The organism is Methylobacterium sp. TK31 (assembly GCF_055361545.1).
Map to the genome: position 1 here is coordinate 3,080,084 of NZ_CM143964.1, position 25,127 is coordinate 3,105,210.

At 72.6% G+C, this 25,127-nt stretch carries 21 protein-coding genes; 5 read left to right on the forward strand and 16 right to left on the reverse strand.

The features are described from left to right. Position 1: 1 nt before the first annotated feature. From ACXJY8_RS14290 to bchF, 16 genes are all read right to left on the reverse strand, one after another. Positions 2-1,699 (reverse strand): magnesium chelatase subunit D, encoded by a 1,698-nt coding sequence (locus ACXJY8_RS14290; protein WP_463769951.1) that lies wholly within the window; start codon positions 1,697-1,699, stop codon positions 2-4. Continuing rightward, on the reverse strand, positions 1,696-2,808 hold the full coding sequence (gene bchI, locus ACXJY8_RS14295) for a magnesium chelatase ATPase subunit I (RefSeq protein ID WP_463780638.1): 1,113 nt from the start codon (positions 2,806-2,808) through the stop codon (positions 1,696-1,698). The genes ACXJY8_RS14290 and bchI overlap by 4 nt, the downstream gene beginning before the upstream one ends. Positions 2,809-2,914: 106 nt before the next feature. After that, on the reverse strand, positions 2,915-4,132 hold the full coding sequence (gene hemA / locus ACXJY8_RS14300) for a 5-aminolevulinate synthase (RefSeq protein WP_463769953.1): 1,218 nt from the start codon (positions 4,130-4,132) through the stop codon (positions 2,915-2,917). Between the two features lie 121 nt (positions 4,133-4,253). Then, on the reverse strand, positions 4,254-5,105 hold the full coding sequence (puhE, locus tag ACXJY8_RS14305; protein ID WP_463769955.1) for a putative photosynthetic complex assembly protein PuhE: 852 nt from the start codon (positions 5,103-5,105) through the stop codon (positions 4,254-4,256). Position 5,106: 1 nt separating this feature from the next. After that, on the reverse strand, positions 5,107-6,159 hold the full coding sequence (acsF, locus tag ACXJY8_RS14310) for a magnesium-protoporphyrin IX monomethyl ester (oxidative) cyclase (protein ID WP_463780641.1): 1,053 nt from the start codon (positions 6,157-6,159) through the stop codon (positions 5,107-5,109). Positions 6,160-6,179: 20 nt separating this feature from the next. Then, positions 6,180-6,482, reverse strand: coding sequence for an O2-dependent cyclase accessory protein (locus tag ACXJY8_RS14315; protein WP_463769956.1), 303 nt, complete (start codon positions 6,480-6,482; stop codon positions 6,180-6,182). Then, positions 6,479-6,946, reverse strand: coding sequence for a photosynthetic complex assembly protein PuhC (gene puhC, locus ACXJY8_RS14320; RefSeq protein ID WP_463769958.1), 468 nt, complete (start codon positions 6,944-6,946; stop codon positions 6,479-6,481). The genes ACXJY8_RS14315 and puhC overlap by 4 nt, the downstream gene beginning before the upstream one ends. Before the next feature lie 11 nt (positions 6,947-6,957). Continuing rightward, a complete protein-coding gene (gene puhB, locus ACXJY8_RS14325) occupies positions 6,958-7,611 on the reverse strand; it encodes a photosynthetic complex putative assembly protein PuhB (RefSeq protein ID WP_463780643.1) in 654 nt (217 codons plus the stop codon). 83 nt (positions 7,612-7,694) lie between these two features. Further along, positions 7,695-8,471, reverse strand: a complete 777-nt coding sequence (puhA, locus tag ACXJY8_RS14330) for a photosynthetic reaction center subunit H (protein ID WP_463769960.1) — start codon at positions 8,469-8,471, stop codon at positions 7,695-7,697. 12 nt (positions 8,472-8,483) lie between these two features. Then, complete coding sequence (locus ACXJY8_RS14335) at positions 8,484-9,908, reverse strand: MFS transporter (RefSeq protein WP_463769962.1); 1,425 nt, start codon at positions 9,906-9,908, stop codon at positions 8,484-8,486. Continuing rightward, positions 9,905-10,801, reverse strand: coding sequence for a magnesium protoporphyrin IX methyltransferase (gene bchM / locus ACXJY8_RS14340; RefSeq protein WP_463769964.1), 897 nt, complete (start codon positions 10,799-10,801; stop codon positions 9,905-9,907). Before bchM ends, ACXJY8_RS14335 begins: the two co-directional genes overlap by 4 nt. A gap of 13 nt (positions 10,802-10,814) precedes the next feature. Continuing rightward, positions 10,815-11,708 carry a ferredoxin:protochlorophyllide reductase (ATP-dependent) iron-sulfur ATP-binding protein gene (gene bchL / locus ACXJY8_RS14345; RefSeq protein WP_463769966.1) on the reverse strand — a complete coding sequence of 298 codons (894 nt, stop codon included), beginning with the start codon at positions 11,706-11,708 and terminating at the stop codon, positions 10,815-10,817. Continuing rightward, positions 11,705-15,415, reverse strand: a complete 3,711-nt coding sequence (locus tag ACXJY8_RS14350; protein ID WP_463769968.1) for a magnesium chelatase subunit H — start codon at positions 15,413-15,415, stop codon at positions 11,705-11,707. Before ACXJY8_RS14350 ends, bchL begins: the two co-directional genes overlap by 4 nt. Further along, complete coding sequence (gene bchB / locus ACXJY8_RS14355; protein WP_463769970.1) at positions 15,390-17,054, reverse strand: ferredoxin:protochlorophyllide reductase (ATP-dependent) subunit B; 1,665 nt, start codon at positions 17,052-17,054, stop codon at positions 15,390-15,392. The genes ACXJY8_RS14350 and bchB overlap by 26 nt, the downstream gene beginning before the upstream one ends. 4 nt (positions 17,055-17,058) lie before the next feature. Beyond that, positions 17,059-18,336, reverse strand: coding sequence for a ferredoxin:protochlorophyllide reductase (ATP-dependent) subunit N (locus ACXJY8_RS14360; RefSeq protein WP_463769972.1), 1,278 nt, complete (start codon positions 18,334-18,336; stop codon positions 17,059-17,061). Then, positions 18,333-18,836 (reverse strand): 2-vinyl bacteriochlorophyllide hydratase, encoded by a 504-nt coding sequence (gene bchF, locus ACXJY8_RS14365; RefSeq protein WP_463769974.1) that lies wholly within the window; start codon positions 18,834-18,836, stop codon positions 18,333-18,335. Before bchF ends, ACXJY8_RS14360 begins: the two co-directional genes overlap by 4 nt. Before the next feature lie 310 nt (positions 18,837-19,146). Here bchF and ACXJY8_RS14370 point away from each other — a divergent pair, with 310 nt between their 5' ends. From ACXJY8_RS14370 to ACXJY8_RS14390, 5 genes are all read left to right on the forward strand, one after another. Further along, complete coding sequence (locus ACXJY8_RS14370) at positions 19,147-20,031, forward strand: cobalamin B12-binding domain-containing protein (RefSeq protein WP_463769976.1); 885 nt, start codon at positions 19,147-19,149, stop codon at positions 20,029-20,031. Positions 20,032-20,116: 85 nt separating this feature from the next. Next, positions 20,117-21,562, forward strand: a complete 1,446-nt coding sequence (gene ppsR / locus ACXJY8_RS14375) for a transcriptional regulator PpsR (protein WP_463769978.1) — start codon at positions 20,117-20,119, stop codon at positions 21,560-21,562. Positions 21,563-21,691: 129 nt separating this feature from the next. Beyond that, entirely contained in the window at positions 21,692-22,576 is an 885-nt protein-coding gene (gene chlG / locus ACXJY8_RS14380; protein WP_463769980.1) for a chlorophyll synthase ChlG, read from the forward strand. Next, positions 22,576-23,919, forward strand: a complete 1,344-nt coding sequence (locus tag ACXJY8_RS14385) for a BCD family MFS transporter (protein ID WP_463769982.1) — start codon at positions 22,576-22,578, stop codon at positions 23,917-23,919. Before chlG ends, ACXJY8_RS14385 begins: the two co-directional genes overlap by 1 nt. A 4-nt stretch (positions 23,920-23,923) precedes the next feature. After that, positions 23,924-25,120: a geranylgeranyl diphosphate reductase gene (locus ACXJY8_RS14390; protein ID WP_463769984.1), complete on the forward strand. Its 1,197-nt coding sequence runs from the start codon at positions 23,924-23,926 to the stop codon at positions 25,118-25,120. Positions 25,121-25,127: the final 7 nt, after the last annotated feature.

Sequence of the window (25,127 nt, forward strand, 5' to 3'; positions counted from 1 at the left end):
TTCAGCGGGCCGAGCGGATCGCGGAGCTCATGGCCGCGGCATCGGCGTAGGGAAGCGGGACATAGCGCGCGCCCATCGCTTCGGCGAGCCGCCGGGCGGCCTCCTGCGGGCGCGCCGCGGTGTCGATCAGGATCGCGCGGATATCGGCGGCGCGCAGCAGGCCGGCGGCGTTCAGGGCCTCGGCGCCGGCTGCCGCCCGGCCGGGCGCCCCGGAGCGGGCGACGTTGGCGCGCCCGTCGGTGAGCAGCACGACCACGGGCGTTCCGCCGCCGCGCCGGACGGCGCGGGCGAGATCGCCCGCCGCGTCGAGGCCGGACGCGAGCGGCGTGCCCCCGCCCCCCGGCAGGGCCGCGAGGCCGCGCCGGGCCCGCGCCAGCGCGCGGGTTGGAGGCAGCAGGATCTCGGCCCCGGCGCCCCGGAAGGCCACGAGGGCGACCCGGTCGCGCCGGACATAGGCCTCGGCCAGGAGCAGCTCGACGGCGCCCTTGGCCTCGGCCAGGCGCTCCAGGGCGGCCGAGCCGGAGGCGTCCACGGCGAAGATCGTGGTGGTCTCGCTGCGCTGGCGGAACCGGGTGATCCGGAAATCCTCGCTGCGGACCCGGATCAGGCGGGGGGAGGCGTCGGCGTCGGCGCGCAGGCGCTGCCAGGGGGCGGCGCCCCGCAGGGTCGGCAGCAGCGCGAGGCGGCCGGTGCGGGGCGAGCCGGGCCGGGTGCCGGCCGGGCGCCCGCTGCGCGGCGCCTGCATCACGGCACCGACGCGCCCCGCCTTCGGGGATGGGGGCGCCGATCCGGCCTGGGCCAGCCGGGCGAGGAGATCGGGCGGGATCGCCGCGCGGGCCGCCTCGACGAGGCTCTCCGCGCCCGGTTCGAGGGCCGCGTCGGAGGGCGCGGCCTCGTCCGGCGCGGGCGGCTCGGCCCGGTCCGGCGGGGGCGCCTCGGCCTCCTCGGTGCTCGGCGGCAGGCGGGTCGCGCGCGGTGCGAGCACGAGGCAGGCGGCCTCGCGGACGTCCTCGGCGCGGAGTGCGCCGCCGCCCGCGAGCAGGCGGCTCACCCGCAGCGCCAGCAGCGGCGCGCGCAGGGACGGGATGCCGAGTTCGGCCGCGACCGCGCAGAGATCGGCGACCGCGGCGTCGGGGTCGAAGCCCGCCACGGCCGGGTCCGGCGGATCGGCCGGTTCGTCTCCGCGGGTGTCGCCCCAGGCGAGGCCGGTGAGGTCGAGGCGGAAGGCGAGCCGGTCGGCCAGGGCCTCGGGGACCCGGGCGTCGTCGCCCTCGCCCTCGTCGAGGAGGATCAGGCCGATCCGGGCGGGGGCCCGTGCCGCCAGGCCGTCGCGCTCGGCGCGGACCTCGCCGGCATCCAGGGCGGCGGCGAGGCGGGCGGCGGTGCCGGGCGAGAGGCGCTCGGCCATCGGCACGACCACGAAGCCGCCATCGGCCTCGGCGAGGAGGCCCGACTGGGCGACGGGCCGCCCGGCCGCCAGGGTCGCGGCGAGGTCGAGGCCGCCGAGCAGGCGGTCGTCGGCGATGCCCGCCGGCATCCGGCGCATGGGCCGGCCCGGAGCGAGTTCCCCCGCGAGGCGGTCGAGCCAGAGGTCCCGCACCGGGCCGGCCCCGGCCCGGACGAGGACGCCGCCGCAGCCCCGCGGATCGGCGGCGGCGAGGCGCGCCACGCGCAGGGCGCGGGCCCAGGCCGAGCTCATCGGGCCAGGATATCCTCCACGGCGCGGGCGACCCGCGCGGTGGAGCCGGATTCGTCGAGGGGGTTGCGGCGCAGCCGGTGGCGCAGGGCCGAGGGGGCGATCCGGGCGAGGTGGTCGAGGCCGACCGTCTCGGCGCCCTCGTAGGCGGCGAGCGCCCGGGCGGTGCGCATCAGCGTGAGCTCGCCGCGCAGGCCGTCGGTGCCGAGCGCCAGGCAGAGCCGCGCCGCGGCCTCCAGGGTGGCATCGGGCACGGCGAGGGCGGGGAGCCGGGCGCGGGCGGCGGTCAGCGCCTTGCGGATGGCGCGGTCGGCCTTGGCGTAGCCGGCGCAGAACCCCGCCGGGTCGCGCTCGTAGGCGTCGCGGCGGCGGACCACGTCGATGCGGGTCGGCAGGTCGGTCGGCGTCGTCACCTCGACGGCGAGGCCGAAGCGGTCGAGGAGCTGGGGCCGCAATTCGCCCTCCTCCGGGTTGCCGCTGCCCACGAGCACGAACCGGGCGGGATGGCGGATGCTCAAGCCCTCGCGTTCCACGGTGTTCACGCCCGAGGCGGCGACGTCGAGGAGGAGGTCGACGAGATGGTCCTCCAGCAGGTTGACCTCGTCGATGTAGAGGAAGCCGCGATTGGCCCGGGCCAGCAGGCCCGGCTCGAAGGCCTTCTCGCCGCGGGTCAGGGCCCGCTCGAGGTCGAGGGCGCCGACCACCCGGTCCTCGGTGGCCCCGAGCGGCAGGTCCACCACCGGCACGGGAACGGATTCGGCCCGCAGCACCGCCTGCTCGCGGCAGCGATGGCAGTGCTCGGCGGGCCGGCCGGGATCGCAGGCATAGGGGCAGCCGACCACCGCCGCCATCGGCGGCAGCAGGGCGGCGAGGCCGCGGATCGCCGTCGACTTGCCGGTGCCGCGGTCGCCGAACACCAGCACGCCGCCGACCGACGGATCGACGGCCGCGATCAGGAGCGCCCGGCGCATCTCGTCCTGGCCGACGATGGCGGAGAACGGGAAGGTCGGCGGGGACGCGACCGCTTCGGGACGCGCCGCCTTGGCCGGCCCCGCGGCCCGGAGGATCGGCGCCTCGCCGGCGGCGGCCGCGGAGACCGGTTTCGGGGGCATCGCTCGGATCGATCCGTTCACGATCATGGGTCTGGTTTCCCGCCTTCGTCTCAACCGCCTGGTGCGGGCTCCCTTCCCTGCAGCGAGGGAAGGGACGATGCGCGCCCTACTCGGCCGCCGCGCGCTGGACGCCCATCCGGCCCCAGATCGTGGTCAGGGCGCCGACGAGGTGATCGATGTCCTCGTCCGAATGCAGCGGCGAGGGCGTGATGCGCAGGCGCTCGGTGCCGCGCGGCACGGTGGGGTAGTTGATCGGCTGCACGTAGATGCCGAACTCGTCGAGCAGCGTGTCGCTGATCGCCTTGCACAGCACGGGGTCGCAGACCATCACCGGCACGATGTGGCTGTCGTTCGGCAGGTAGGGGATGCCGGCGGCGTCGAGGCGGGCGCGCACCGCGGCGACCCGCTCCTGGTGCCGGGCCCGTTCGGCCCCGCTCGCCTTGAGGTGGCGGATGCTGGCCGCGGCGCCCGCCGCCACGGCCGGCGGCAGGGAGGTGGTGAAGATGAAGCCGGAGGCGAAGCTGCGCACGAAGTCGCAGAGCCTGGCCGAACCGGTGATGTAGCCGCCATGCACCGCGAAGGCCTTGCCGAGCGTGCCCTCGATGACGTCGAGGCGGTGGGCGAGGCCGTCGCGCTCCGAGATGCCGCCGCCGCGCGGGCCGTAGAGGCCGACCGCGTGGACCTCGTCGAGATAGGTGAGCGCGCCGTGCGCCTCGGCCACGTCGCAGATCTCGGCGATCGGGGCGATGTCGCCGTCCATGGAATACACGGACTCGAAGGCCACGATCTTCGGCCGGGCCGGGTCGACGAGGCGCAGCTTGCGGTCGAGGTCCTCGGGGTCGTTGTGGCGGAAGATGTGGCGCTCGGCGCGGCTCGCCTTGATCCCCTCGATCATCGAGGCGTGGTTCCCGGCATCGGAGAAGATCGCACAGCCGGGGAGCTGGCTGCCGAGGGTACCGAGCGCCGCCCAGTTCGAGACGTAGCCGGAGGTGAACAGCAGCGCGGCTTCCTTGGCGTGGAGGTCGGCGAGCTCGCGCTCCAGCAGCACGTGGTAGTGGTTGGTGCCCGAGATGTTGCGGGTGCCGCCGGCCCCGGCGCCGCAGCGGTCCAGGGCCTCGTGCATGGCCCCGAGCACGGCCGGGTTCTGGCCCATACCGAGATAGTCGTTGGAGCACCAGACGGTGACCGGCCGCGTGCCGGCCGGGGTGTGGTGGGTGGCGTGCGGGAAGCGGCCCGCCTGCCTCTCGAGGTCGGTGAAGACGCGGTAGCGCCCCTCGCGATGCAGGCCGGCCAAAGCAGAGCCGAAGATCTCTTCGTAGTTCATGCCTGTCCCCTTCCCTCGTTGAACGGCGGGCTTCCCGTGTACGGCGGCCTTCGGCCCGCTCGCCTCTCTCGCCGCCATGGCGGCATCGGTTGCGCCGGCCCGCCGGAGCGGACCGGGAAATTCAGCGCCCCTCGGCCTCGGCAAGGCAGGGCTCGCCGACGCGGCCCCCCTCCCCGCGCGCGGCCGGGAGCGGCGACGGCACCGGGCCGCCGCGCGCCGCCTTCGGCAGGCTCCATTGCCAGAGCGCGGCCGAGGGCAGCGGCAGCATCAGGAAGCCGTGCTCCAGGGTGGCGAGCGCCATCAGGGTCGCCAGGATGCTGAACCCCGCGACTTCGTGGGCCGTGATGCCCTCGGCCAAAGCCGCCAGCGCCAGGGCGGCGGTGGCCAGGCCGGCCGCCGTCACCGAGACCGGGAACAGCGGGTTCATGGCGCGGACCCGCAGGTAGCTGCCGAGATAGGCGAGGTGCTCGGGCAGGAACTCGGCGTTGAGGTTGCGCACCCCGAGGAAGAGGTTCAGCCGGGCGGAGAGGTTCATCCCCCACAGGACGAGGTAGGTCCACAGGGCGAACAGGTTCGGCTGGCGCCAGGTCAGGGCGAGGATCGCGAGGCCGCCGGCGACGATGGCCGCCTCGTGCCACAGGCTGGTGGCCGCCGCCGCGCGGAAGCGCCGGAATCCACTGGCGCCCGGCGGGCAGCCCCGCGCCCGCGGCCCGGAGACGAAGCCCATGTAGTAGCTCATCTCCTGCCAGCCCCAGACCACCAGGGCCGCCGTGAAGGCGACGTAGGCGCTTCCCGCGCTGGCATCCCCGGCCGAGGCGCCGATGGCCCAGAGGGCCAGGGCGAGCACGCCCGTACCCGCCGCCATGCTGACCCCGTGCGTGGCGCGCGGGCGGTGGTCGAGGAGCAGGATCAGGCCGGTGGAGAACCACCAGACCAGGACCGCGTAGAGGGCGGGAAGCGCGTAGGCCGCCATCCTACCAGACCGGCTCGAGGCGGATCTCCGCCGGCATCGGGTTGTCGAGGGTCGGCAGGGCGTAGAGCCGGGCGAAGTTCACCGCCGAGGCGGCGACCCAGGCGCCCTGCTTGAGCTTGCCGAGCAGGCCGCCCTGCGCCTTGGCGTCGGCGATCCTCTCCGAGCAGACCAGCAGGCGGTCGAGGGCCCGCTTGAAGCGCGGATTGTCGAGGTCCAGCGTCAGCGGGAAGGTCTGCTTGGAGATCTCCGAGGTGATCCGGAAGACCTGGAAGTCGTAGTCGGTCGGATCGACCCCGAGCGCCTCGTGGAAGGCCGGCCGGCAATGGTCGCGGACATACATCGTGGCGAAGACCGCCAGCAGGAAGAACTTGATCCAGTAGCGGTTCAGGCCCGAGGTCAGCTTCGGGTTGGCGCGCATCAGCAGGGCGAAGGCCTCGCCGTGACGGAACTCGTCGTTGCACCACTTCTCGAACCACTTGAAGATCGGGTGAAAGCGGCGCTCGGGCTTGCGCTCCAGCTCGCGGAAGATGGTGATGTAGCGGGCGTAGCCGATCTTCTCGGAGAGGTAGGTGGCGTAGAAGATGAACTTCGGCCGGAAGAAGGTGTACTTCTTCGACTTCGTCAGGAAACCGAGATCCACGCCGATGCCGAAATCCTTCAGCACGTCGTTGATGAACCCGGCGTGCCGCGCCTCGTCGCGGCTCATGAAGCCGAACAGCTCGCGGATGTCGGGGTTCTTCGCCCGCTTGCGCATCTCGGCATAGAGCACGCAGCCCGAGAACTCGGCGGTGATCGACGAGACCAGGAAGTCCATGAATTCCTTGCGCAGGGCCGGGTCGAGCCCGGACATGTCGCAGTCGAAATCCGCGTTGCGGGTGAAGTGGCGCTTGTTCGGGTCGGCGCGCAATTCCGCGATGAGCTTGTTCCACTCCGCCCGGACCGGCTCGACGTCGGTTCGGTCGAGTTCCTCGAAATCCGTGGTGTAGAAGCGCGGCGACAGGAAGGTCGTCTCCTGCGCGGCCCGGGTCGCCTCGTTCAGGGGAAGCTTCGGGATGGGCTGCTGGATCGCTGCGGTCACAGGCGCCTCCTCTCGGAAAAGCTGACTTCGTAGAGTTCGGTGAGTTCGAGGTGGCCCGCGAGCTTGGTCCAGAGCCGCTCGAGGCGGCCGGCGCGGGTCACGGTGGCGGTCCGGCGCACCACGAGGCGTTCGCCGTAGGGCACCGAGGTCGGGGCGTCGTGCACCTGCACGGCGTCGCCGGGCTCGATCTCGAAGGCCGCGTCGAGGACCACGTGGGCGTGCAGGCTCTCGGGCGTCTGCTCGATCTCGACGGTGCAGGGGACGTCGACGCTGCGGCGTCCGTTCAGCCAGGCCATCATCGTGCGGCTCCGTCTTGGGGCATCAGGCGGGCGAAGGCGGCGAAGTTCGAGGGCCCGAAGGCGCCGAAATCGACGCTGCGCCCGGTGAGCGCGTCGTCGAGCCGGAGGGCGCCGTCGTCGAACCGCGTCAGCCGGAAGGGGACGTCGCGCGGCAGGCCGGCCCGGAGCCGCCCCTGCGCGAAGCCCCGCAGGGTGGCGCGGATGAAGTTGTCCTCGCCCGGGCGGACCGTGGCGACGAGGTCGCCGTGCTCGGCGTCCCGCAGGGTGATCGAGCCGTCCGCCGCGTCGTCGACGCGCAGGGCGAGGCTCTGGACGGGGCGGGCCGGCTCCATCCGGGTCAGGCCGATGCTCTCGACCCGGCCGACGGTGACGGCGGCGACCACGAAGGCGACGAGGAGGCCGACGCCGGCCACGAGGGCTCGGGAGGTCCGGCCGGCGGTTCTGGCGAGCGGATGGGGGTTCATGGTCGTCTCCGTCAGCTTGCGGTGGCGAGGCGCGGGCCGGGCGCCACCCGCGGCCGCAGGATGACAGGGCCGGCCGCCTCCTCCGGCGCCGCGCGATGGGCGGCCAGCGCCCCGGCCAGGATCTCGGCCACCTCGGCGCCCTGGGCCACCGTGCGCAGCATCGGCTCGGGCCGGTTGACGTGCCAGGGCCGGGCATGGGGCCAGAGGTGGAGGTAGGCGACGCGGTTGCCCGGGCGCAGGCGCAAGGGAAGGTCTGCGCTGCCGTCGCGGTAGAGCCGGCAGCCGGCCGCTTCCACCAGGGCGAAGGGCAGGTTCAGCGTCATGGGCAGGGCGATGCCCACCCGCATGACCACCCGGCGGTTGGTGACGGTGTAGGTGGTGGTGCGGGCCGAGAGCCAGCCGAGAAGCCCGAGGAGCAGCACGGCGCCGGTGCCGATCGCCAGGGTCGGCAGCGCGAGCGAGGCCGCCTCCAGGACACGTCCGGACAGGGCCGCGGGCAGCGCCGCCCAGAGCGCCAGCCCGGCGAACCAGAGGCCGACGAGGCGCAGATGCAGCGCCCGGAAGGCGATGCCGAAGCCGCAGGGGCGGCCCTGCCAGAGGATGTGCTCGCCGGCCGGCAGCGGCGCCGGCAGGCCGGGGGGCGCGTCGAAGGCGTTGGCGGGCAGGTGCGGCCCGGGCCGCTTCTCGGCGAGGTGCGGCGTGGGCCGCTGGTTGGAGCGCTGCGGCGTCGGCCGCTCGATGGACCGGCTCACAGGATGGCCTCCTGCCGGGTGGGCGTCGCGTAGAGGGTGCCGCCGCCGTAGAACGCCATGATCCGCTCCTCCTCGTTGAGGGTGACCGAATCCGGGTCCTTGGTGGTGGGAACGTCGGCGAACTGGTGCGCCAGCAGGGCTTCGCACGTCACCGTCTGCGAGAACCGTCCGGTCCGGCAGAAGGTGGCGGGCATCAGCACCCGCCGGCCGCCGGCGCCGAGCTCGACCTCGTAGTACCGCACCATGGATTCACCCCGGTCGACCCAGAGGTCGCTCACCGTGCCGGCCACCTGCCGGTCGGCGCCGAAGACCGACATGCCGATGGGATTCGGGCCGAGCTCGTGGACCACGAAGTGGTCGGCCACCCGCAGGGGCACGATCCGCTTCTCGCGGTCCCAGGTCTCGTCGTGGCTGTCCTCGCGGTTCGCGTAGGAGCCTGGGCCGATGGCGTCGTGCAGGCCGTCCGTCTCCGGCTCCAGGGGCGCGCCCGGCCAGACCTCGTGCTTGTGGCCGCGGTAGTTCCAGGGGGTGCGCTCCCCGGTCTGGGGCGCATACTTCACGTGGCCGTTGGAGAGGAAAAACGCCTTCGGCGACGGGATCAGGAACGGGTCGGGCGGCATCGCCCGGCCGCGTGCGGCCTCGGATTCGAGCGGGTAGCCCTCGCGGCGATCCTCGCGGCGCAGGTAGAAGACGAGGCCGGCGAAGAAGATCCAGAACGCGTAGAGGACCACCTGCGCGACGTCGACGTAGCCCGTGATTTCACCTCTCGGCATGGCCGGTCTCCTTCAGGCTGAGCGGGGCAGGGATCGCGGGAGCGGCGTGCGGCTCTCGGCGCGGACGAGCGGGCCGATGGCCAGCAGCGTCGCGAACAGCAGCGCGATCTCGAGATGGTAGACGATGAGGTATCCGGTGGAGGGCAGGTTCAGCGCCTCGCCGAGCCGGCCGGATTCGGCGAGATGCGCGCCCAGATCCCGCAGGATGCCGCTGGCCGCGATGGCGAGGCCGGCGGCGCTCGCCTGGACGGCGCCCCAGGCGCCGAGGGCGAGGCCGGTATCCTCGGGGCCGGCCTTGGCCATGGAGGCGGTGAGCGTGCCGTGCGCGAAGAGGCCGCCGCCGAGGCCGATCAGGAAGACGCCCACGGCGAAGAGCCGGGCGGATTCGAGGGGCGCGGCGAAGACCACCGCCGAGAAGGCCGCGATGCCCACCACCGCGCCGGAGGCCGCGACCCGGAAGACGTCGCCGCCCCGGTCGAGCCAGCGCGCGGCGACGAGGAGCCCGAGTCCGCCGCCGGCGGCCAGCAGCGCGGTGAGCGCCGTGGTGGCGGCGACCGGCAGGTGCAGGATCTGCCCGCCATAGGGTTCCAGCAGGATGTCCTGCATCGAGAAGGCGGCGGTGCCGAGCCCGGTGGCGACGAGGCGGCGGCGCGCCCGGCCCTTGCCGGCATAGAGCGCCCAGGATTCCGAGAAGGCCGGCCGGGGCAATGCGCGCGCCGTGCGGCCGGGGGCGCGGGGCTCCTGCTTCCAGAGGGCGATGCCGTTCAGCACGATGGTCAGGAGGGCGGCGCCCTGGATCACCTTGATCAGGCGCAGGGCCGAGAAATCGGCCAGCAGGAGCCCGAAGGCGACGGCGCTCACCACCATGCCGGCGAGCAGCATGACGCAGAGGAGCGCGACGACCCGGGGGCGGGCATGGGCCGGCGCGAGGTCGGTGGCCAGCGCCAGGCCGACCGTCTGGGTGGTGTGCAGGCCCGCCCCCACCATGACGAAGGCGAGCGCGGCGGCGACGTGGCCGGGCCAGGCCGGCCCGGTGGTGTCGCCCGACAGGATCAGCAGGGCGAAGGGCATGATGGCGAGCCCGCCGAACTGCAGCAGCGTGCCGAACCAGATGTAGGGCACCCGGCGCCAGCCCAGGACCGAGCGGTGCGTGTCCGAGCGGAACCCGACGAGCGCCCGGAACGGCGCGAAGATCAGCGGCAGGGACAGCATCACGGCGACGATCCAGGCCGGCACCGCCAGCTCGACGATCATCACCCGGTTCAGCGTGCCGATGAGCAGCACGGCGGCCATGCCGACCGTGACCTGGAACAGGGCGAGCCGGAGCAGGCGCCCCATCGGCAGCTCCGCCGTCGCCGCGTCGGCGAAGGGCAGAAACGGCGTGATGCCGGGACCGAGGCGCATCAGGGCGCGGATGGTGAAGCCGGCGGGTTTCATGGGGCGCTCCCCTGCTCCCATCTACCAGCGCGTGGATTCCCACGATCGAATGTCGGCCGATCACCTTCCGGACGGGCGGTACGAGAGTCGTTCGCCGAGGCGCAAGAGGCGCGACGGGACTCCCTCTCCTGGAAGGAGAGGGAGTCCCGTCGCACGCGAGATGCCGGCATATCGTCGCCCGCTGCAGAGAGAGGGTTTCGGCGCGTGAGTTCGAAGGCCTGGGACAGGTAGAACCCGCTGTTCACCCGGTGCGCGCGCGCGATCCCGACGCCGGCCAGGGCCGGCTCCGCCGCCACACGCCGGCGCAGGTCCGCCTCGCCTACGGGGACGATGGCCGGCGCCCGGTCGCCGCGCGGGAAGGCCCGGCCGGCCATGTGCATCAGGGTCAGGAGCGGCGTGCGCGGCGCCACCGTGAACAGGATCGCGGCGTCGGTCCGCCCCGCCAGGGCGGCGAGCGCCCGGACGATGTCGGGCGTAGCGTAGTGGATCAGCGAATCCATCGCGACCACGAAGTCGAACCGGCCGAGCGCGGGGTCCAGCATGTCGCCGACTTGGAAGTCGATGCGCCCCGGGCCCGGCAGGCCCGTGCGCTCGCGCGCCAGCCCGATCAGGGTCGGCGAGACGTCGATGGCGACCACCTCGGCGCCGCGGCGGGCGGCCTCCAGGCTGAGGGCGCCGGTGCCGCAGCCGGCGTCGAGGAGGCGCCGGCCGGTGAGGTCGGCGGGCAGCCAGGACAGCAGGTTGGCCCGCATGGCGTCGCGCCCGGCCCGCACCGTGGCGCGGATCTTCGAGACCGGCGCGTCCGAGGTCAGACGGGCCCAGGCCTCGACGGCGGTGCGGTCGAAGTAGGTGGTGAGCTGCGAGCGGCGGGCGGCGTAGCCGGGCGAGGTCATGGCGCGCTCCCCCTCAATCGAAGCCGAGGAATTCGAACAGGTCGCGGTCCTTCATGGGCATCGCGTCGAGCGGCTTGCCGCCGGCCCAGAGATGGGCGGCCAGGCGCATGTACTCGGTGGTGACGGCTTCGAGCTCCGGCGTCGGCTCCATCTCGAAGAGGGTCGACTTCTTCAAGCGCGAGCGGCGGACCACGTCGAGGTCGGGGAAGTGGGCGATGCGTTCGAGGCCGACGGCCGCGTTGAAGCGGTCGATCTCATCGGTCTTGGCCGAGCGGTTGGCGATGACCCCGCCGAGGCGGACGTTGTAGTTCTTCGCCTTGGCGTGGATCGCCGCCACGATCCGGTTCATGGCGAAGATCGAGTCGAAGTCGTTGGCGGTGACGATGAGCGCCTGGTCGGCGTGCTGGAGCGGCGAGGCGAAGCCGCCGCAGACCACGTCGCCGAGCACGTCGAAGATCACCACATCGGTGTCCTCGAGGAGGTGGTGCTCCTTGAGGAGCTTCACGGTCTGGCCGACGACGTAGCCGCCGCAGCCGGTCCCGGCCGGAGGGCCGCCGGCCTCCACGCACATCACGCCGTTGTAGCCCTCGGCGACGAAGTCCTCGATGCGCAGCTCCTCAGAGTGGAACTGCACGGCCTCCAAGGCATCGATCACCGTCGGCGCCAGGCGCTTCGTCAGCGTGAAGGTCGAATCGTGCTTGGGGTCGCAGCCGATCTGCAGCACGCGCTTGCCGAGCTTGGAGAAGGCCACCGACAGGTTCGACGAGGTGGTCGACTTGCCGATGCCGCCCTTGCCGTAGACGGCGAACACCTTGGCGGTGCCGATCTTGAGGTTCGGGTCGAGTTCGACCTGGACGCTGCCCTCGGGCTGGCGCGCGGCGACGGGATTGCGGATGGCGATGTTCATGCGGCGACCCCTGCGGTGATGCCTTCGACGCGGTCTTCCAGTTCCTCCTCGGCGCGGTCGAGCGCGTCGCGCGTCTCCGCGTCGGGGGTCCAGAAGCCGCGCTGGTGCGCCTCGATCAGCCGGTGAGCCACCTTGGCCGAAGCGGTCGGGTTGAGGGCCGCCATGCGCGCGCGCATGGCGGGGTCGAGGACGTAGGTCTCGGTGATGCGCTGGTAGACCCAGGGGGCGACGCCGTTGGTGGTGGCGGACCAGCCCAGGGTGTTGGTGAGATGCGCCTCGATCTGGCGCACGCCCTCGTAGCCATGGCCGAGCATGCCCTCGGTCCATTTCGGGTTGAGCATGCGGGTGCGGGTCTCGAGCGAGACCTGCTCGGTCAGGGTCCGGACCACGCCTTCGCCGCGGGTCTGGTCGCTGATGAAGATCGGCACCGCCTCGCCGCGGGCCTCAGCGACGGCGCGGCCCATGCCGCCGAGACCGTCGAAGTAGTGGTCCACCGAGGTCACGCCGACCTCGACGGAATCGAGGTTCTGGTAGGCGAGGTCGACGGTGGCGAGCACGGCGCCCATCAGGGCCCGCTGGGCGGTGGGAACGCCGGTCCGGCCATAGGCGAAGGACTTGCGCCGGGCGAAGGTCTCGGAGATCTCGTCGCCGTCCTCCCAGCGGCCGGATTCCACCAGCGCGTTGACGTTGGCGCCGTAGGTGCCCTCCGCGTTGGAGAAGACCCGGAGCGCCGCGGTCTCGAGGTCGATCCCGTGCGCGGCCTGGAGCGCCAGGGCGTGCTTGCGCACGAAGTTGCGCTCCACCGGCTCGTCGGCGGTGGCGGCGAGGTAGGAGGCCTCCGCCAGGAGCTTGGTCTGCAGCGGCAGGAGATCGCGGAAGATCCCCGACAGCGTCACGACCACGTCGATGCGGGGGCGCCCGAGGGTCTCCAGCGGAATCAGGGTGGCGCCGCAGAGGCGGCCGTAGCCGTCGAAGCGCGGGGCGGCGCCGATCAGCGCCAGGGCCTGCGCGATGGGGCCGCCCTCGCTCTTTAGGTTGTCGGTGCCCCAGAGCACCAGGGCGATGCTCTCGGGCAGCGCCGCACCCTCGTCGCGGTAGCGGGCCAGGAGGCGGGCCGCCTGGCGGGCGCCGTCGGCGAGCGCGAAGGTGGAGGGCAGCCGATAGGGGTCGAAGCCGTGCAGGTTGCGTCCCGTCGGCAGGATGTCCGGGTTGCGCAGGAGGTCGCCGCCGGCCACGGGGGCGATGAAGCGCCCGTCGAGGGCCGCGAGCAGGCCCCGGATCTCGTGATCCTGTGACAACAGGAGATCGGTCCCGCGCAGGGACGCGAAGGCGGCGCGGTTCGCCTCGGTGAGGGCGAGCCCGCCCTGGGCCAGCGCGGCATCGATGGTCGCGCCGGAGACCAATGCGTCGAGGCCGGCGCGGGTCGGCACGAGGCCGTGGCTGGCTTCCGCCAGTGCGAGGAGGATCTCGGCCCGCTCCTCCGGCGGCGTGGCCGCGCCCGTCACGTGCAGCCCGTGCGGGATCAGGGTGTGCTCCAGCTCGTGGAGCGCCACGCCCAGGCGATGGACGTGGCCGGCGAGGTCCGTGTCCCAGGGCGGCTCGGCGGCCACGAGGTCGAGGCCCGCACCCTGGGCCTGGATCAGTTCGGCGAGGTCGCGGCGCTCGGCCACCGCGCCCGGCTCCAGGCCGCGCCAGCGCTCGATCGAGGCCTTGAGGTCGATGAGGCCGCGATAGAGCCCGGCCTGGGCGAGGCTCGGGGTCAGGTAGCTCACCAGGGTCGCGGCGGAGCGGCGCTTGGCCAGCAGGCCCTCGGAGGGATTGTTGGCGGCGTAGAGATAGACGTGCGGCAGGGCGCCGATCAGGCGCTCCGGCCAGCAGGCGCCCGAGAGGCCGGTCTGCTTGCCGGGCATGAATTCGAGCGCCCCGTGGGTGCCGAAATGCAGCACGGCATCGGCGCGGAAATCCTCGCGCAGGTAGCGGTAGAAGGCCGAGAAGGCGTGGGTCGGGGCGAAGCCGCGCTCGAACAGGAGGCGCATCGGGTCGCCCTCGTAGCCGAAGCCCGGCTGCACGCCGACGAAGACGTTGCCGAATTGGGCGCCGAGCACGAAGATCTGGGCGCCGTTGCTGTTCTGGCGCCCGGGCGCCGGGCCCCACTGGGCCTCGATCTCGGCGAGGTGCCGCTCGCGCCGGACATGCTCGTCGGCCGGGATGCGGTGATGGACGTTGGCGGGCGTGCCGAACCGGGCGGCGTTGCCGGCGAGCACCGCCTCGCGCAGGGCGTCGACGCTCTCGGGCACCTCGACGGCGTAGCCCTCCGCCTTCATGGCCGTGAGGGTGTTGTGGAGCGAGTGGTAGACCGACAGGAAGGCGGCGGTGCCGATGCTGCCGGCATTGGGCGGGAAGCCGAACAGCACGATGGCGACCCGGCGCTCGGCCCGCGCCTTGCGGCGCAGGGCGACGAGGCGCTCGATGCGGGCGGCGAGCATGTCGGCGCGCTCGGGATGCACGACCATGTCGCGGGCGGATGAGCCCAGCGAGCGGCTGGAGCGTCCGCCGAACACCATCGGGGCAGTGGCGCCGTCGAGCTCGGGGATCGCCACCATCATGGTGGCCTCGACCGGTGAGAGGCCGCGGTCCGAGCCCTCCCACTGCTCCAGGGTCTGGAACTCCAGGGCGTGGGCGGCGAGGTAGGGCACGTCGAGTTCGGCGAGCAGCGCCTGGGCCCCGGCCGCATCGTTGTAGGCGGGCCCGCCCACCAGGGAGAAGCCGGTGAGCGAAACCAGGGCGTCGATGGTCGGGCGCCCGTCGCGACGGAAGAAGGCGTCCACTGCGGGGCGGTTGTCGAGGCCGCTGGCGAAGGCCGGCACGACGGCCAACCCCCGCGCCTCCAGGGCGGCGACGACGCCGTCGTAATGGGCGGTGTTCCCGGCCAGCACGTAGGAGCGCATGACGAGGAGGCCGACGCGGCCCTTCACCGGGCCGGCGGGCGCCGGCACCTTCGTCACGTCCTCGCCGATCCGGCCGGCCATGCGCGGATGGTAGAGGCCGGTCTCGGGATAGCTCAAGGGCGCCGGCGCGGCCGCGATCCGGCGCCAGCCCTCGCGCGGACCAGCGGCGTAGCGCCCGGCCAGGAAGCGCACCAGGTTGGCGATGTTCTCGTCCGAGCCCGAGAGCCAGTATTGTAGGGTGAGGAAGTAGGCCCGCACGTCCTGGGCCGAGCCCGGGATGAAGCGCAGGATCTTGGGCAGCTTCCGGATCATCGCCATCTGGCGGGCGCCGTTGCCCTGGGCACCGGGCTTGCCGCGCAGCTTCTTCAGGAAGTCGAGCGCACCGCGCTTACTGCCGTCCATGTCGAAGCGGGCGAGGCGGGTGGTCTTCACCACCTCGCCGGCCGAGAGGCAGCCGATCATCGCGTCGCAATGCGGCCGCCGCGCCAGCAGCGCCGGCAGGATGGCGCGGACGTGCTCGTCCATGAACAGCATGGTGGAGATGACGATGTCGCCCCGCGCGATGTCGGCCCGGCAGGCCTCCAGGGCGGCCGGGTCGGTGTCCCAGGCGGCGGCCGCGTGGAAGTCGAGGACGAGGCCCGGCAGGTCGCGGGCGAGCCGCTGGCGGGCGCGCTCCAGGGCGCTTGCCACGTGGTTGTCCATCGTCACGAGGACGACCCGGAGCGCCGGGCGCTCAGCGTCCGAAATGCGCTTTGGCATCGTACAGGGTCTCGACGGTGATGAGCGGCAGGGCGCGTTCCCGCGCGAAGCGCTCGGTGTTCGCGCGGGCCTTGCCCCGCACGAAGAACGGGATCTTCTTCAGTTCCCTCTCGGCATCGCTCGCCCAGGTGGCCGAAACGCTCTGCCCTCCCCCCTCTGCGGGGGAGGGTGGCTCCTGCGACGGCAGGGGTCTGGAGAGGGGTGCGACGGTCGAAGACAGCGCGCGGGTCGTGTCGTCTCCGGGACCCGGGCTCCCCTCTCCCCCCCGGCTCCGCCGGGTACCCTCCCCCGCGGAGGGGGGAGGGACTGTTGCGTGGCCCGGCCCGAGATGCGACGGCGTCGCCTCCCCGTGGAACTCGGCATCCTCGCGGAACATGCCGAGCAGGTGCTCCTCCAGGCCCATCATCAGGGGGTGGACCCAGGTGTCGAACAGGACGTTGGCGCCCTCGAACCCCATCTGCGGCGAGTGGCGCGCGGGGAAATCCTGGACGTGGATCGGGGCCGAGATCACCGCGCAGGGCAGCCCCAGGCGCTTGGCGATGTGGCGCTCCATCTGGGTGCCGAGCACGAGTTCGGGCCCGGCGGCCTGGATCGCCGCCTCGACGTCGAGGTAGTCGTCGGTGATCGTGGCCTCGATGCCGTGGAGCGCGGCCTCGGCGCGGACCTCGCGGGCGAATTCGCGGGTGTAGGTGCCGAGGCCCACCACCTTGAAGCCGAGTTCGGTGGCGGCGACCCGGGCGGCAGCGAGCGCGTGGGTGGCGTCGCCGAAGATGAAGACCCGCTTGTCGGTGAGGTAGGTCGAGTCGACCGAGCGCGAGTACCAGGGCAGGCGCGAGGGCGCGCCGGCGAGGACGGGGGCGGGATCGACCCCGGCGGCGGCGGCCACGGCCTCGACGAAGCGGATGGTGGCCTGGACGCCGATCGGCACGATCTCGACCATGGGCTGGCCGAAGGTCTTCTGCAGGTGCAGGCCGGCGGCGCGGGCGATCTCGGGATAGAGCACCACGTTGAAGTCCGCCGCGCCGAGGCGCCCGAGATCGGCGGGGCTCGCGCCGAGCGGCGCGACCACGTTCACGTCGATGCCGAGCGCCCCGAGGATCCTGGTGATCTCGACGAGGTCGTCGCGGTGGCGGAAGCCGAGGGCGGTCGGACCGAGGACGTTGCAGAGCGGGCGGCGCCCGGCGCGGGGCGTCGGCGCGCCGGCGGCGAGCGCCCGGACGAGGCGGTAGAAGGTCTCCGAGGCGCCCCAGTTCTCCTTCTTCTGGTAGGCCGGGAGTTCGAGCGGGATGACCGGGATCGGCAGGTCGAGGGCGCGGGCGAGGCCGCCCGGATCGTCCTGAATCAGTTCGGCGGTGCAGGAGGCGCCGACGATCATCGCCTGCGGACGGAAGCGCGCGTAGGCCTGCGCCACGGCGTCCTGGAAGATCGCGGCGGTGTCGGCGCCGAGGTCCCGGGCCTGGAAGGTGGTGTAGGTCACCGGCGGGCGGGCGTCGCGCCGCTCGATCATGGTGAAGAGCAGGTCGGCGTAGGTGTCGCCCTGGGGGGCATGCAGCACGTAGTGCAGGCCCTTCATGGCGGTGGCGATCCGCATGGCGCCGATATGGGGCGGCCCCTCGTAGGTCCAGAGCGTGAGCTGCATGGCCTCAGACCTCCAGCCGGTCGCGCCGCTTCAGCGGCCGCGAGAAGAGTTCGGCGAGGTCCCCGGCCTGGTCGTAGCCCTGGATCGGGGTGAACAGCAGCTCGATCGACCACTTGGTCGCCAGGCCCTCGGCTTCGAGCGGGTTGGCGAGGCCGAGGCCGCAGACCGTGAGGTCGGGCTGGGCCGCACGGCAGCGGTCCATCTGCGCGTCGAGGCTCTGGCCCTCGACCACCCGGGTGCCGGCGGGCAGGAGGGCGAGTTCCGGAGCGAGATGCTGGCGGTGCAGGTAGGGCGTGCCGACCTCGATCAGCTCCGCCCCCATCTCGCGGGACAGGAAGCGGGCGAGCGGCAGTTCGAGCTGCGAATCGGGGAAGAAGAACACCCGCCGGCCGGCGAGCCGGGCCCGGTAGAGGTCGAGGGCGATGGCGGCGCGGGCGCGCCCGGGGGCGGTGACGCGGGCGAAGCGCTCCGCCGGCACGTCGAAGGTTTCGGCGGCGGCGGCGAGCCAGCCGGTGGTGCCTTCGGCCCCGAGGGGGAACGGCGCGGCGATCCGCCCGGCGCCCCGTGCCTCCAGCGCGCGGGCCGTGTCGGCGAGGAAGGGCTGGGCGAGGAGGAAGCGGGTGTTCGGCCCGACCTGCGGCAGCGCCCCGGCGCGCCGGGCCGGCAGGAACGCGACCGCGGCGATGCCGAGATCCGCGAACAGCCGGGCGAACTGGTCCTCGACCACGTCGGCCAGGGCTCCGACCACGAGCAGCGCCGGCGCGTCGGCCTCGGCGGCGCGGGGCATCTCGGGCACCAGGGCGGCGAGGCAGGCATCCTCCCCTTGCGTGAAGGTGGTCTCGATGCCGCTGCCCGAGTAGCTCAGCACCCGCACGTCGGGATGGAACGTGCGGGAGAGGCGCTGGGCCGCCCGCGAGAGATCGAGCTTGATCACTTCCGAGGGGCAGGAGCCGACGAGGAACAGGAGGCGGATGTCGGGGCGGCGCTCGATCAGGCGGCGCACGACACGGTCGAGCTCCTCGTTGGCGTCGGCGAGGCCGGCCAGATCGCGCTCGTCGATGATGGCGGTGGCGAAGCGCGGCTCGGCGAAGATCATCACCCCGGCGGCGGACTGGATGAGATGGGCGCAGGTGCGCGAGCCGACCACGAGGAAGAAGGCGTCCTGGATCTTGCGGTGGAGCCAGACGATGCCGGTGAGCCCGCAGAACACCGCCCGCTGGCCCCGCTCCTGGCGGATGTCGCAGCCCGCATCGAGGGTGGGAATCGGCGCGTGGGCGTTCATCGCGCGCCCTCCGCGACGAGGCCGGACGGCATCGCCTCGAGTCGGGCGGCCCGGAGCTTCAGCAGGAACTGCGCGGCGTTGACGGCGTAGGACGCGTAGGCGGCGAGCGCCAGGAGCATCAGGCCGCCGGTGTCGAGGGCGCCCGCGGCCAAGGCCACGAGGTAGGCGCTGTGCAGGGCCAGCACCAGCATGCTGACCATGTCCTCCCAGTAGAAGGCCGGGGCGAACAGGTAGCGGCCGAAGACGGCCTTCTCCCAGATCGAGCCCGTGACCATGATGGCGTAGAGGACGAGGGTCTTGACCACCACGGAGGCGTTGGCGGCACCCGCGCCCTCCCCCGTCCACAGGGTGCGCAGGACGAGCCCGAGGCTCACGGCGAACACGAGGAATTGAAGGGGGGCCAGGACGCCCTGGACCAGGGTCCAGCGGGTGGCGTCGCGGCGGGCGCGCTGCTCGGCGTCGTAGAGAGGTCGCCTGGGCCTGTCCGCTCTCCGGATCATGCTGTCCGCCCCCTTTGGGAAGCCCCTGCGAGCGGGTCGCCGGGCTTCGTTGAAGGGAGGTTAGGAAGGCGGTCCAAAGGTGTCAAGCCAGCTTTACGTCAAAAGCTGATGACAGATTGAATGCAAAATAGTTATAGAGCTTCTATTGATAAAGCGCGTTTCGAGCGTATCGTGCAGCTTCATTGCAGGTGTCGGCACGGCCGGCCCTCCCCGGCGCCGGGGTACTGAGGCGCGAACTCAGAAGTCCCGGAATTCGACGCGCAAGATCGAACCGACAGAATCAAGCCGTCAGCCACATTGGGAGGGACCAATGGATGATGTGAGGCAGTTCGCGGATCGTCTGCGCTACGAACCATCCAGCCGGGATGTCGCGGACCTGTGCGAGGCCGGGGTCACGGCGCAGCTCGCGGTGTTCGGGGAGGCGATCCGCCTGCAGCGGGACCTCGCGCGCGTCGTCGAAGCCGAGATCATTCCCCGCCTGATGCTGGCCCACCGGATCGAGCCGGCCCCCGAGCCGACGGAGGTGCTGCCGAGCGCGGAGCAGATCGCGGCCTTCACGACCCTGATGCTCGATCCGGCCGGCGACGACGTGGAGGGCCGGCTCGCCGAGCTCCTGGCGAGCGGCCTCGGGACCGACAGCCTCCTCCTCGATCTCATGGCGCCGACGGCGCGCCACCTCGGCACCCTGTGGGAGGAGGATCTCTGCGACTTCGTCGAGGTGACGCGCGCCATGGGCCGGCTGCAGCGGATCATGCGGGAGGTCACGAGCCGATTTCGCAGCGAGGCCGAGGCGCCCGCCGTCAACCGGAAGATCCTGCTGCTGTCCTGTCCGGGAGATTCCCACAGGTTTGGCCTGACCGTGGTCGAACAGTTTTTTCGCGAGGCAGGCTGGTCCGTGACCTGCACCCTCACTCAGCCGGACGAGGACGCCTTGCGGTACATCCGGGAGGAATGGTTCGACATCGTCGGCCTCTCCCTCGCCTGCGAGACGCTGCTGCCGACGATGACCGAGACCGTGACGGCCCTGCGCCGCGCCTCGCGAAACGCGGCGCTCCGGGTCGTCGTCGGCGGCCCCGCCTTCATGGACGATCCCGACAGCTTTCGGCGGGTCGGGGCCGATGCGAGCGCCGGCGACGCCCGCACCGCCCTGTCCGTTGCCGAATGCTTGCTTGATCTGCCGGTCAGACCCTGCTGAAAGACACACCAGATCGAAACAGCCTCCCGCCCTGATCCGACCTGCCCGAACCGATCTGCCCGATCACAGCCCGACGTGGTGATCCGTGACCAGCCTGGCGCTTCCTGCCGCGAGCCATGCGCTCGCGGCGCTTCAAAAGTCACTCGGACCCCTCGACGCGCAGGCGGCGGGATTGCTGGTGGCTGCCGCGACGGACCTGTCCCTGGTAATCGACGGCGACGGCGTCATCCGGGAAGCGACCTTCGGCAGCGCCGACCTCGCGGACGAGGGCTGCGACACCTGGCTCGGGCGCCCCTGGGTCGACACCGTGACGGTGGAGAGCCGCCCGAAGATCGCCGCCCTCCTCAAGGATGCTGCGCCCAACGCGGTCACCCGCTGGCGCCAGGTGAACCACCTCTCGCCCACCGGCACCGACCTGCCCGTGCGCTACGCCGCGATGCGGCTGGCGAAGGACGGACAGATCCTCGTGCTCGGGCGAAACCTGCGCGCCATGGCCTCGCTGCAGCGGACCCTGGCCGAGACGCAGCAGGCCCTGGAGCGCGACTACCTGCGCATGCGCGGGGCCGAGACCCGCTACCGCCTGCTGTTCCAGCTCGGGTCCGAGCCGGTCCTCGTGGTCGACGCAGCCACGCGCCGGGTGACCGAGGTCAATCCGGCCGCCTCGCGCCTGATCGGCCGTGCCGAGAAGCGGATCGTCGGGCAGGACGCCGTCGACCTGTTCGACGCCGGCGGCGCCCGCGACCTCGAATCGCTGTTCGCCGGGCTCCGGGTGACCGGGCAGGCCGCCGACCTCGAGGCCAGGCTCGCGCATGGGCGCGGCGCGGTCCGGGTCGCCGCCTCGCTGTTCCGCCAGGAGAACGCCACCAGCATCCTCGTGCGCCTCGCCGCGCCGGAGCCGGTGGAGACGGGTGCGGCCCGCACCGGTGCCGGCGCCCTCGACGTGCTTCGGAACCTGCCGGAGGGCTTCGTCGTCACCGATCCGTCCCGCAGGGTGCTGACGGCGAACCCGGCCTTCCTCGACCTGGTCCAGCTCGCCACCGAGGAGCAGGTCCGCGGCCAGCCCCTCGACACCTGGATCGGGCGCGAGGAATCCGAGGCCGCAGCCCTGTTCTCCACGCTGGCCCAGCACGGCTCCGTGCGCCACTTCCCCACCCATATCCGCGGCGCCTATGGCAGCCTCGAGGATGTGGAGGTCGCCGCGGTCACGGTCACGGGCGGGAGCCAGCCCTGCATCGGCTTCACCTTGCGCGCCACGCCGCGGCGCGCGGCGGCGGTCTCCGGCGGTCGCGAGCTGCCGCGCTCCGTCGAGCAGATGACCGAACTCGTCGGGCGCGTCTCGATGAAGAACCTCGTGCGCGAATCGACCGACCTGATCGAGCGCCTGTGCATCGAGGCCGCCCTGCGCATCACCCGCGACAACCGGGCCTCGGCCGCCGAGATGCTCGGTCTGAGCCGTCAGGGCCTCTACGCCAAGATGCACCGCTACGGCATCGGCGACCTCGACGGACGCGACGCCGCCGACGAGGCCTGACGCCTCCGACGGGTGTCACCGCGAAATCTCCACCAAAATATTGTATTATATTTCCCGCGACGGCCGGCTTCACGAAGATGTTGTAAATCAAACTTGACACTGGTGGACGTAAAAATCTAGCGTCGTGCCATGGCAACGCCTGCACCCAGCGCCCTCGTCGAGCTCCTGAAGCCGATCACATGGTTCGCTCCGATGTGGGCCTTCACCTGCGGGGTGGTGTCCTCGGGCGCCTCGCCCTCCGGGCAGTGGCCGGTGATCGCCGCCGGGGTGATCCTGGCCGGCCCCCTGGTCTGCGCCACCTCCCAGGCCGTCAACGACTGGTACGATCGCCACGTCGACGCCATCAACGAACCGCACCGGCCGATTCCCTCGGGGCGGATGCCTGGGCGCTGGGGCCTCTACGTCGCCGCCGGCTGGACAATCCTGTCGCTCCTCGTCGCCGCGGCCCTCGGCCCCTGGATCCTCGGCGCGGCCCTGTTCGGCCTTGTACTGGCCTGGATCTACAGCGCGCCGCCCCTGCGCCTGAAGCGCAACGGCTGGTGGGGCAATTCGGCGGTCGCCCTCTGCTACGAGGGCCTGCCCTGGTTCACCGGGGCCGCCGTGATGGCGGCGGCCGTGCCGGACGGGCGGGTGCTGCTGGTGGCGCTGCTCTATTCCATCGGCGCCCACGGCATCATGACCCTGAACGACTTCAAGTCGGTGGAGGGCGACGGCCGCACCGGCATCCGCTCCCTCCCGGTCCAGCTCGGCACCCTGGGGGCCGCCCGCCTCGCCTGCCTGGTCATGGCCGCGCCGCAGGTCGCGGTGATCCTGCTGCTCTTCGCCTGGAACCGCCCCTGGCACGCGACGGTGATCGCCGCCCTGCTGCTCGGCCAGTTCGTCCTGATGCGCCGGCTCCTCGCCGCGCCCCGGGAGCGGGCCGCCTGGTACAACGGCACCGGCACCACCCTCTACGTGCTCGGCATGCTGGTGGCGGCCTTCGCCCTGCGGCCCCTCGTCCAGGGAGGTCCGTGATGCCGAACCCATCCTTCGGCTGGCTCGCCATCGTCCGGCTCGGCCTCGTCCAGACGGCCCTCGGCTCGGTGGTGGTCCTGATGACCTCGACCATCAACCGCGTGATGGTGGTGGAACTCGCCCTCCCGGCGATCGTGCCGGGCGGGCTGATCGCCCTGCACTACGCCGTCCAGGTGCTGCGCCCGCGCTGGGGCTACGGTTCCGACCGCACCGGCCGGCGCACGCCCTGGATCGTCGGCGGCATGGCGGCCCTGGCGCTGGGCGGCTTCGGCGCGGCCGTGGCCACCGCCCTCGCCGAGACGCACCAGGCCGCCGGCCTCGCCCTGGCGGTGCTGTCGTTCCTCACCGTCGGCATGGGCGCGGGGGCGGCCGGGACCTCGCTCCTCGTGCTCCTCGCCACCGGCGTCGATGCGCGCCGCCGCGGCGCCGCCGCCACCGTGGTCTGGGTCATGATGATCGCGGGCTTCGCCATCACCGCGCCGCTGGCCGGGCACTTCCTCGATCCGTTCTCGGGCGCGCGGCTGGTCGCCGTGTCCGGCGCGGTCTCCCTCCTGGCCTTCACGCTGGCCGCCGCGGCCTTGCGCGGCGTCGAGCCGGCGGCGCGCCCGTCGATCGGCGCGGAAGCGGCCCGGAAGCGCCCGTTCCGCGAGGTCCTGGCGCGGGTCTGGGCCGAGCTGGAATCCCGGCGCTTCACGATCTTCATCTTCGTGGCGATGCTGGCCTACAGCGCGCAGGAATTGATCCTCGAGCCCTTCGCCGGCCTCGTCTTCGCGATGACTCCCGGGGTCACCACCAAGCTCGCGGGTCTGCAGCACGGCGGCGTGCTCGCCGGCATGCTGACGGTGGCGGGCCTCACCATGGGCATCGGCGGCCCGGTGCTCGGCTCGCTGAAGGTCTGGACCACCCTGGGCTGCATCGGCTCGGCCCTGGCGCTCCTCGCCATCGCGGCAGGCGGCCTCGCGGGCGCCGACTTCCCCTTGCGGGTCCCGGTCTTCGCCCTCGGTCTGTTCAACGGCATCTTCGCGGTGGCGGCCATCGGTTCGATGATGGCGCTGGCCGGGGCCGGCGGCGAGGCCGAGCGCGGCACCCGGATGGGCGTCTGGGGCGCGGCCCAGGGCGTCGCCTTCGGGGCCGGCGGCTTCCTCGGCACCGTGGCGGTGGACTTCGCCCGCCTCGTCACGCCGCGGGTCGTCGACGCCTATGCCAGCGTGTTCGCCGCCGAGGCGCTACTCTTCGTCTTCGCCGCCGCCCTCGCCCTGCGCATCGCCCATGCGCCGGCGACCGAGGTGCCGCGGGCCCTGCGTCACCGATCGTCGTTCGAGGCATCGCTTTCCACGAGGTGAGATCATGGCTGCCGTCCGGGACACCGACCTCGAGACCTACGATGTGGTGGTGGTGGGCGGCGGCCCGGCGGGCGCGACCGCGGCCACCGACCTCGCGCGCAGCGGGCGGCGCGTCCTGCTCCTCGACAAGCCGGGGCGGATCAAGCCCTGCGGCGGCGCGATCCCGCCCCGCCTGATCCGCGACTTCGCGATTCCCGACCACCTCCTCGTCGCCCGCATCCGCTCGGCGCGGATGGTCTCGCCCAAGGACAAGCGGGTGGACATGCCGATCGGCGACGGCTTCGTCGGCATGGTCGACCGGGCGGATTTCGATCCCTGGCTGCGGGAGCGTGCCGCCGAGGCGGGCGCGGTGCTCCGTCCGGCCACCTTCCGCCACATCGAGCGCGACGCGGAGGGCACCTCCGTGCACTACCTCCAGGACGGTTTCCCCCGCGCCGCCCGGGCCCGGCTCGTCATCGGCGCCGACGGGGCGAGTTCCGCGGTCGGGCGCGCCGAGATCCCCGGCCACGCCGCCATGCGGCAGGTCTTCGCCTATCACGAGATCGTCCGGGTGCCGAAGGCCGGAACCCACGATGTCGAGGCCACCCGCTGCGATGTCTACTACCAGGGCAAGCTCTCGCCGGACTTCTACGCCTGGGTCTTCCCGCACGGCGACACGGTCAGCATCGGCACCGGCAGCGCCCGCAAGGGCTTCTCCCTGCGCGGCGCCATCCGGACCCTGCGCGCCTCCACCGGCCTCGAGGGCGGCGAGACGGTCCGGCGCGAGGGCGCCCCCCTCCCCCTGAAGCCCCTGCGCCGCTGGGACAACGGCCGCGACGTCCTCCTGACCGGGGATGCCGCCGGCATCGTCGCACCGGCCTCGGGCGAGGGCATCTACTACGCCATGCTGGGCGGACGCCTCGCCGCCGAGGCCGCCCAGACCTTCCTCGCCACCGGGCAGGCGCGGTCACTGGCCGCAGCCCGGCGCAACTTCATGCGCCTGCACGGGCGGGTCTTCCTGATCCTGCGGATCATGCAGACCGTCTGGTACCGCAACGACGGCCTGCGCGAGCGCTTCGTCGCGATCTGCCGGGATCGCGACGTGCAGCAGCTCACCTGGGATTCCTACATGAAAAAGGAGCTGGTCCGGGCCAAGCCCGCCGCTCATGCCCGGATCTTCTTCAAGGACCTCGCGCACCTGTTCCGCTGGGTCTCGCCGTGAGTCCTGC